Source organism: Novipirellula caenicola (assembly GCF_039545035.1).
Taxonomy (GTDB): Bacteria; Planctomycetota; Planctomycetia; order Pirellulales; family Pirellulaceae; genus Novipirellula; species Novipirellula caenicola.
On the sequence record NZ_BAABRO010000010.1, the window covers coordinates 293,494 to 302,916 of the forward strand.

The 9,423-nt window shown below is 55.6% G+C and carries 6 protein-coding genes and 1 tRNA gene; 3 read left to right on the plus strand and 4 right to left on the minus strand.

The features are described 5' to 3' along the window. Window positions 1-316: 316 nt before the first annotated feature. From ABEA92_RS19290 to ABEA92_RS19300, 3 genes are all read right to left on the minus strand, one after another. Window positions 317-469: a hypothetical protein gene (locus ABEA92_RS19290; protein ID WP_345685489.1), complete on the minus strand. Its 153-nt coding sequence runs from the start codon at window positions 467-469 to the stop codon at window positions 317-319. Between the two features lie 999 nt (window positions 470-1,468). Beyond that, window positions 1,469-1,542: transfer RNA gene (locus tag ABEA92_RS19295), tRNA-Arg, on the minus strand. Window positions 1,543-1,646: 104 nt separating this feature from the next. After that, window positions 1,647-2,018, minus strand: a complete 372-nt coding sequence (locus tag ABEA92_RS19300) for a DUF2237 family protein (protein ID WP_339946454.1) — start codon at window positions 2,016-2,018, stop codon at window positions 1,647-1,649. Between the two features lie 663 nt (window positions 2,019-2,681). On the opposite strand from ABEA92_RS19300, the gene ABEA92_RS19305 reads away from it, so the two are divergent. The 3 genes from ABEA92_RS19305 to ABEA92_RS19315 all read left to right on the plus strand — a co-directional run bounded on the left by ABEA92_RS19305 (window position 2,682) and on the right by ABEA92_RS19315 (window position 7,307). After that, window positions 2,682-5,036, plus strand: a complete 2,355-nt coding sequence (locus ABEA92_RS19305; RefSeq protein ID WP_345685490.1) for an ATP-dependent helicase — start codon at window positions 2,682-2,684, stop codon at window positions 5,034-5,036. A 554-nt stretch (window positions 5,037-5,590) separates the two neighbouring features. Next, window positions 5,591-6,097, plus strand: a complete 507-nt coding sequence (gene purE, locus ABEA92_RS19310) for a 5-(carboxyamino)imidazole ribonucleotide mutase (protein WP_345685491.1) — start codon at window positions 5,591-5,593, stop codon at window positions 6,095-6,097. A gap of 55 nt (window positions 6,098-6,152) precedes the next feature. Further along, window positions 6,153-7,307 (plus strand): 5-(carboxyamino)imidazole ribonucleotide synthase, encoded by a 1,155-nt coding sequence (locus ABEA92_RS19315; protein WP_345685497.1) that lies wholly within the window; start codon window positions 6,153-6,155, stop codon window positions 7,305-7,307. 324 nt (window positions 7,308-7,631) lie between these two features. On the opposite strand, the gene ABEA92_RS19320 is transcribed toward ABEA92_RS19315, so the two are convergent. After that, complete coding sequence (locus tag ABEA92_RS19320) at window positions 7,632-8,570, minus strand: CBS domain-containing protein (protein WP_345685492.1); 939 nt, start codon at window positions 8,568-8,570, stop codon at window positions 7,632-7,634. Window positions 8,571-9,423: the final 853 nt, after the last annotated feature.

Below are 9,423 nucleotides of genomic sequence, written 5' to 3' on the forward strand. Positions count from 1 at the left end.
TGTGCGGAAAGCGGGTTCCGCGATTGGAAGACGAGGCTTGATGTAGTAACAAGTTGAACGTTAAGCCAGAATCGTTCATGTTACACCTTCACTTTATTGATTGCACAAATCTTAACCGTTTGCACGTCCAGTCATCGTATTGTCGCGACCTCGGTGCCAACTAGCTGATACAACTTTGCAATTTTTGATCGTGCAGGCAAGAGCTAGTTTACTTACCCGAAGATGCCGACGATTAACTCGAGTCGATTTCCGATCGATGGCATCGGCCATGCGAGCTCCGCTACAGCAGTAATCGATACCTCTCACGGCTCATGGGCTAAGGCTCGCGTTTGGCCAGCCACAGCCAAACGCCAGCTGTTTCATCGCGATTACCTCCGCCCGACACATGCTCGGCCAGCGTGGCGATCAGCTTTCCGCTATCGGAGTCCCACAATTTGCCCACACTGTCGAGTCCACCGGAGGCAAGCATCCGGCCATCGGGGCGAATACGCCACCACCACTACACAATCGTTGTGCCCTTGCGCTCTCCATTTGACTCGGCGTCCCTTGCGATCGACGACACGCAGCTTGGAACCAACCAGCGCGGCAACCGAAAATCCATCGGGGCTTAAGGCGAGCGAACGAAAACCGATACAATAGTTTACAGCAGACGACTTGGACGGTGGTTATCTCCAGATCATTGCGTTGTCATTTTTTGCGGACAGGTTGGGCCAATTCATTCGCCGAGGATAGGATCGCTCTTACTGAGACTGAATTAACACTATGGCAAAAGTTCCGTATCATATCCAAGACTCGGATGCTTTTGGTCTCTTGATTGAGCGAACAATCCAAGACCCGGCAATAGTCTCGCCAGCGGTGAGACAAAAGCGTCCGACGGCGAAAACAAATTTCGGAGATTACGACATCTCAATTTTTCTGTCGCATCAATATTGCTGTCGATACCAATGGCAGCAGAACGGATTCACCGGTTTGCGTCAGAGACACATGAAATCAGTGGCAAGATTATTCCGCGAGTGCATACGATACTGCCGAACGAGCTTCTGCGAAATTTTTCCGCCGTAAAAGGAGAGAACACCGCGGCGGTTTTGTGCTGCCCACTCGATTCGCGTTCATTCGCGTGATTCGCGGGCCAACCGACTGCGGGATCGCTGAGGACTGGGGCCTGCCAGTGGCCGACGCCAACGGGCATCTCACGAAAATCGCCCCGCTGCTGATCACAAATGCGGCTGGCAAGAATTCAAACCGTCGCTAAACCGGGCTGAGAATTTTTCATCAGCTGGCCCATCAAGCGAGTTCAGAACCGAGGATCGGGCCCCGCCCGCAGAACTGCCATTCCTACAGGAAACAGCACAGCAACCGTCGACACAAAAGGCAACGGAACGGCCAGACACTAAGAAAAATTTTCTTGAGTCCACGTCGACGCACAAAAAAAGCCATAAACCTTGGCGGTTCATGGCTTCTCGGCAAGTACACCCCAGAGGATTCGAACCTCTAACCTTCGGTTCCGTAGACCGATGCTCTATCCAATTGAGCTAGGGGTGCTCGCTGATCCGTTGAAGGACCTCCCAGTGGGTTGCCCTCTTCAGATGACAGGGATTCTAGCAATCAGGTTCGTGGCCGCAAGCCCTATCTGAACCCAATTTTTTTCATTCTTCTTCGAGCACCGCGTGCTCCTGCAATTCTTCGATTGAGGCAAACTCTAACGCGCTGATGTGACTCGCTTCGAGCACCACTGGCGGCGCTTTGCCTGCGTCATACGCCTCCTTCCACCTGGCAGCACACAAACACCAGCGGTCACCGGGACGCAATCCGGGAAATCGGAACATCGGGTTCGGAGTGCTCAGATCATTGCCTCGCGATCGACTGAATTCCAAAAATTCGGCCGTCATCTTGGCGCAAATGACGTGTAACCCCGAATCAGACGCTCCGGTGTTACAGCATCCGTCGCGGTAAAACCCGGTTAGTGGATCGGTACTGCAGCTGGCGAGTTCGCCGCCTAAAACGTTTTTTCCAGCCATTGATGCCTTTTTCCCATGCGTTTGATCGTCAAATTACATCCGCAGCGAATGCAGTCGGACAGTCCATTCTAACCATTCTATCTTACCAAGTCTCTGTAGCGGGGGATGCCTCATGCTCGCTGGCATTGGGCCCCCGTTCCTAAAAAAAATGCATCGCCTCGGCTGATTCCTATCGCCTGCAATGGCGAACCGACGCGGACTCGATCGCAAGTTTGAATTCGGCAGTGCAACGGCCACGGTGTAGCCACTGTTACCAAGAGTCCGTTTTTTCATCGCTCGTGCTCACCCCCCGGCCGAAGTTTTGAAGTCGCGTTTTTATCCCAACCCGACGCGTAAGTTTTGCAGTTGCGAGTTTTTCACAACCCGAAGCGTGAGCGAAGGAATCTCGATATTTTCTCGGTTCCTCGCTGACGCGTCGGGTTGGGATATGCCGGGAAAAACGACAACAGCGCAGCCTCCAATGGCCGAAGCGGAGCTGATCTGCGGGTGGCCGGCGAAGCGGACGCGTGGGGACACTAACGCAGATTTGCCAGAGTCGGTATCATGAGGCGTCAAAGGAACGTGTCGCCGTTTCCCTTCTCTGTTTCAACCCCGGCTCTGTATTTCACGCCGGTTTGTTTCCCGCCTCTTCCGTCCCGGCTTTTCTATCTCGAGATTTCTGACATGGACGCCATCCTCAAAGGACTGACCGAGTCTCAAAAGCAAGCGGTCACGCACATCGATGGACCGCTATTGATCTTGGCCGGCCCTGGTTCAGGAAAGACTCGCGTGGTCACGCACCGCATCGCTTACATGATTTCGCAAGGAGTCTCGCCTTCGCAAATCGCTGCGGTGACGTTTACCAACAAGGCGGCGGACGAAATGCGAGCTCGTGTCGGCCAATTGGCACCGGGCCAGCCTGTTTGGATGGGAACGTTCCACCGTTTCTGCGCCCAATTGCTTCGTCGCTACGCGTCGTTGGTCGGATTGGCCGAAAATTATTCGATCTATGACACTGCGGATTCGAAGCAGGCGATGAAGCGGGCGATCGCCGCTGCCAACGTTTCGACCAGCCATACGTCGCCCGAACAAATCACCTCGATCATCAGTAGCGCCAAAAACCGCTTGGTCACGCCGGAGATGATGTTGTCGGCGTCCAGCCGGACCGGGGATGCGGTTGCCGCAAAAGTCTATCCGGTGTACCAGCAGCAATTGCTGACGGCCAACGCCGTTGATTTTGACGATCTGTTGTTCCATGTCGCAATCATGTTGCGAAACAATCCCGAACTACGCGAGGATTTGGATGCACGTTTCCGGTACATCTTGGTTGACGAATACCAAGACACGAACTTGGCCCAATACGCGATCGTCCGTGGGTTGTCGATCAACAATGCGAACCTCGCGGTGACCGGTGACCCGGATCAATCGATCTACGGATGGCGCGGTGCGGATTTGAACAACATCCTCGACTTCGAAAAGGATTACCCGTCGGTCACCACAGTTCGTTTGGAACAGAACTATCGCAGCACACCTAACATCTTGCGTGTTGCGGACCAGTTGATTCGGCATAACCAAAAGCGAAAACAAAAAGATCTGTACACCCACAATCCCGAAGGCGATCCGGTCGTTTTGAGGATGTACGAAGACGGGTACCAGGAAGCCGACGGGATCGCGGACGAAATCGCCAACGCGATTCGAGTCGAAGGGATGCGGCCGCGTGATTTTGCGGTGCTGTGCCGAATGAATGCGCTGACACGTTCGTTAGAGCATTCGATGCGAAGCCGTGGTTTGCCTTACCAAATCATCAACGGCGTCGAATTCTATCAGCGGAAAGAGATCAAGGATCTGCTGGCGTACCTGCACTTGATCAATAACCCCAGCCACGATGTCGCGTTCCAACGCGTCGTCAACGTGCCAACACGTGGCATCGGTGCGAAAACGGTCGAACGACTGCGACGCTATGCCGATGTGAACCAGGTGCCGATGTTGCAAGCGGCTCGCGATGTCTACCAAATCGAAGGGATCGCCAAGCGTTCGGCCACGTTTGTAACGCGTTTTGTCGAGTTGTATGATCGGCTGAGCAAGAAAGCGTCGGCGACGCTCGAAGACTTGCTGCGTTACTTGGTCGAAGAAACCAAATACGAGGCGTTCTTAGAAAAATCGTCGGTCGATCAGCAAGACAGCAGTGCAATTGGCAACGTCGATGAATTCATTTCCGCAGCGGTCGAATTCGACCGCCAGCATCCCGAAGATGGCACGTTAGAGGCCTTTTTGGAACAGGTGGCGTTGGTTTCGGACACGGACGCGTTCGAAGATTCCGACGACCGCGTGACGTTGATGACGCTGCATGCGGCGAAGGGACTCGAGTTTCCCTGCATCTATATCGTCGGGGTCGAACAAGGCTTGCTGCCGCATTCACGTTCGATGGATACCGATGCGGGGTTTGAAGAAGAACGTCGGTTGTTGTTCGTGGGAATCACGCGGGCGATGCAGCGGTTGCAGCTGAGCGTGTGCAAGCGGCGGACGGTGCGAGGGGACACCCGGCCGGCGGTACCGAGTCCATTTTTGAACGAATTGCCACTGGATGAACTGAGGAAAGTGGAAAGCACCGTGGACCGCGATTGGTTCGACGAGGATCCTGACGCCCACGGCGGCTATCCCGAGTCATGGGACTTGCCGGACGAAAGCGACGACACGCTCTTGGATGATGCCGGGCCGACGGTGCACGAGTCGGCCGCCAAGGCGTACGACGAAGTTTGCCAATTGCCCGAGGCGGAGATTGCCGAACGCGTCGAAAGCAAGAAACGAAAATCGGCTCAGGTGGCAGGTTTGAAGACCGCGGCCGATATGCTCAATGGAGGCGTCACGCCAGTCACCGCGTACCGCGAAGGAACGCTGGTGCGGCACATGGAATACGGCGAAGGCACGGTGGTTTCGATCACCGGTCGAGGCCCAAAGCGGACCGCGACGGTTCGCTTTGACGATGGCGAACATAATTTCCGTTTGGCGTTTGCCAAGTTGGAAGTGATCGAGGGGTAAACAGACGTCAAAACGTTGCGGAACGGGGGCTTAGTTTCTGGCGGGGCGGGCCAGGACGACATACGACTTGGTGGCGTGTTGGTTTGATCGAGAGGCGAATGAGATTGATGGACTGAGGGCCGATAGGCACCGGGTAGTGCGTGGGCCCGGCCGCTTACGCGTCTCGGCTCATCATTCGGCAAGCTGCCCGGGATTTGCGATGCCGTGAGGTTGATGGACGAAAGTCGTTGACGGCTTGTTGATTTAGTGAAGGTTCCTGCGGCAAGGGGGTGTAGGATGGACTTCCTAGTCCGTCAATGATGGATTCGACGGACTAGGAAGTCCATCGTACGACTAAAACAACAAGCCGTTGACGACTTTCGCTACGGAAGGGGGTGTGGACGAAAGTCTTGACGACTTCCGCTACGGGGAGTGTGTTGGGCGAGTCGAGGTGGGCTGTTGGTGAAATCAATGTGGTGGGCGGATCGGATTGAGTTTTGTAAATTTTGGCGAGCGATGGTGCCCGCAATCGCAATCGTCATTTATGTCCCTAACCATTTGAATCGAAGTTTGTCATGAGTGAAAACGAATTCGCCCCTACCGACGCCTTGGTCGGCGTGATCATGGGCAGCCGCAATGATTGGGACACAATGCGGGCGGCAGCCGATATTTTGGACGAGTTGCAGATCCCCAACGAACGATTGGTGGTATCGGCGCATCGGACGCCGACCCGCATGGTCAACTACGCAACCCAGGCGAGCCAGCGTGGATTGAAGGTCATTATCGCAGGAGCGGGCGGTGCTGCTCATTTGCCGGGGATGGTCGCCTCGGAAACCAATCTGCCAGTGATCGGAGTCCCCGTGCAAAGCCGAGCCCTGCAGGGACTCGATTCACTGTTGTCGATTGTGCAGATGCCCGGCGGCATTCCGGTTGCGACGATGTCGATTGGAACGTCCGGAGCCAAGAACGCAGGGCTGATGGCGGCGCGGATCTTGGCGTTGTCTGACGATGCGTTGGCAAAACGATTGGCCGAGTTTGTCGAGAAACAAACTGCCGCAGTACTCGAATCGGCGGAGCTATAGCATCAACGTGAACGAGACGAATTTGAAAAACGATCCCAATCCCGCGTCAAACGTGATGCTGCCCGGCAGCACCATTGGAATGGTGGGCGGTGGCCAATTGGGCCGCATGTTCGCCATCGCCGCGACTCAGATGGGTTACCAAGTGGTGGTGTTCTGCGAAACCGAGCAAGAGCCGGCAGCCCAGATCGCGCATCGCTGTGTCTTCGGACGGCTGAACAATATGGACGCGGTCGAGGCGTTCGCGAACCAGTGTGATGTGATCACGTTAGAGTTCGAGAATATACCCGAAGCAACGATTGCCAAGTGCCAACAGTACGCCCCCACCTACCCTTCGTCGGACGTGTTAGCGACGGCGCAAGATCGTTTGCGTGAAAAAAACACAATCCAAAACGCAGGACTTCCAGTCGCTCCGTTTGCGAAAGTCGTCGACGCAACATCATTGGCTGCCGCGGCAGACGCCGTGGGATTGCCGTTGATTTTAAAAACCGCTCGTAGCGGCTACGACGGCAAGGGGCAACATCGCATCAACACGCTTGCCGACGCAGTAAATGTCGATTGGTCGATGTGTGATGAATGGGTGGCCGAACAACTGATTGCATTCGATCGCGAAGTCTCGGTTGTGGTGGCTCGAACCGTCGACGGCCGGACGTCCACCTTCCCTATCTTTGAAAACGATCACGTCAACCACATCCTCGATGTGACCATGGTTCCAGCAACGTTGCCCGACAACGTTCAGCAACGGGCGCGTGAGATTGCGATCATGACTGCCGAAGCTCTCGACGTCGTGGGACTGTTGTGCGTGGAAATGTTTGTGCGACCCAGTGCCGAAGGCGAGTTGGAAGTGATCATCAACGAAGTGGCACCGCGGCCCCATAACTCGGGTCACTTGACGATCGAAGCTTGCCACACAAGTCAGTTTGAACAACATGTCCGCGCGGTTTGTGGACTGCCGCTTGGCAATACCGACATGATCTGTGGCGGCGCTGCGATGGCCAATTTGCTCGGCGATGTGTGGGGCGACGAGACGCAAACGCCTCCATGGGATCGTGCTCTTGCCGTGGACGCAGTGAAGCTGCATTTGTATGGCAAGGTTCACGCCAAACCAGGACGCAAGATGGGACACTTGACCTGCGTCGGCGATGACCGAGACACGGTGGTCGAGAAAGTTCGCGAGGCGCGACGCCGGTTGACGTCTTCGTCGTCGATGTAGCGACGCGTTGTTTTTATAACGGAGCGGTGCGGCGCCCCGCCCGGCGAATCTCGAACGTTTGACTCGCTGCAACCGAACGGGCTCCGCGCCGTACCATGAAAGAAAATAGATGGTATCTTCGGCGAGGCATCGGGTATCACGTCACCCCCAGCCCCGGACGCTCACGCGACGCGGCTCACTCGATCCACAGCCCACGCGCCGCCGGGTGGCGACTAAATCCGTCGAACCAGATCGGGGTGATGTGCCGCCGCGCCACTAGCGAAAACCACGCTATCGAATGCGACGTTGCGGTGTGAATCCCATCGATTTGCGAATCGCGACCGCCTAGCGGCGGAATGATTCAGGCGTGGTGCTCGAGACGAAACTGAGGTAAAGCGTTTCGGCACCGCGGCGTTCTGGTTTGGGACGCAGAAGTTCCGCAGCGGCCTCGAGCAAATCACGACGGCTGACTTGCCCAAGCAAACGACCCTCCTCGATGATCGGCAATCGGCGATAAGGCGAATTGAGAAACATCTGGGCGATACCAAGCAAGTCGGTGCTCGGTTCTGCAGTCAACGCATCGGTGTCCATGTAGGGTCCGATTTGCCGCGGTTTCGCAGCGCGACGCAGGTTGTCGCTGGCGTGATGCTGCTTGGCGCGTTCAACGACTTCGCATGCCAATCGGCATTCGGCCCGCAATACGTCACGGCGACTGACTTGTCCCGCCAACCGTTCGCCCCGCAACACCGGAAGCCGACGATACGGTGTCTCTTGAAATTTGTGGGCAACGTCCAATAACGAATCATCTTCGTGGATGATACGGTTGCGATCCAAGTTCATGTATTGGTTCACGCTTGTTCCGGGCAGCTGATCATGCAGCGCCGCAATCAGGGCGCGCATCGCGGTCTTTTCGGAGAAGATGCCTAGATAATGTCCTTGGTTGTCGACCACCGGGGCCCCCGAGATTCGCCGACTCAGCAGATGATCGATCGCTTCAAAGACGTCCATCTCAGGATCAATGGTGACGAGTTTGCTGACCATGAACTCACGAACGCGTGTGATGTGTAGACCTTCGTCACGTGCCGTTTCGACTGGTTCGGTCAACGCGTTCATGCAGCACTTTTCACTAAACACACCTAGATAACCACCATCGGAGCCAAGTACCGGCGCCCCTGAGATGTTGTCTCGCAGCAGTCTCGCAACGCTGTCCATGACATCACTCTCCGGAGTCAACGTCACAAGATTGCGACGCATGATATCGCTTGCGGTCTTCACTTCGTTCATATCCAAGCCCTTGCAGTAAGAGAAGAATCGAACCCACAAGTGGGGCTCAAGGTTGGTGATTGATCCCAACCTAACGCGGCGCAAGGTGTAAAGTCAAACTTTTCCCGCAATTCGGCTTGTGAAACATTGCGCAAAGGCGAATCGAGTCAATGAAGACTGCAGAAAGCGGGTGGGCAGCCGCGATACGCAAAGGGGATAGCCCTGGTTGTGCGTCTGGAAAGTCACTGCCGCATCGGCGCAAAAACCGTCATTTGCGAGTTGAGGGTTGAGGTGTGAAAGCCAACGCGGTGAAGCAATCTTTTAATGAGCGATGCTGCTAACTTGGCGGAGCAGAAGTCGGCTACGGCTTGTTGAGTTAATCGAAATGCAAATCGCAACAGGGAGCCGTGGGCCGTAAGGCATCGGGTAGCGCGCGGGACCCGGCCGCTGACGCGTCGCGGCTCAGTAATTCAACAAGCCGTTGACGACTTTCGTTAGGAGGATGGCAGAGGGACTCGTTGCCTCGTCCACTACGATGATGGTGGCTTCCTCAAGGGCGGAAGCTTGTTATCGGTCCAAAAGTCTTGACGACTTGTTGAGTTAATCGAAATGCAAATCGCAACAGGGAGCCGTGGGCCGTAAGGCACCGGGTAGCGCGCGGGACCCGGCCGCTGACGCGTCGCGGCTCAGTAAATCAACGAGCCGTTGACGACTTTCGTTACGAGGATGGCAGAGGGACTCGTTGCCTGGGATGGTGAAAAGCGGATTTTCCCCGGTTTGTTTTTGTTACACCCCTGCATAGGCGATCGTGCGACGCGATTGGGTCGAATCCTTCAAGCCATGTTGCACCAGCCAGGCTTGCAAGTCTTTGTTG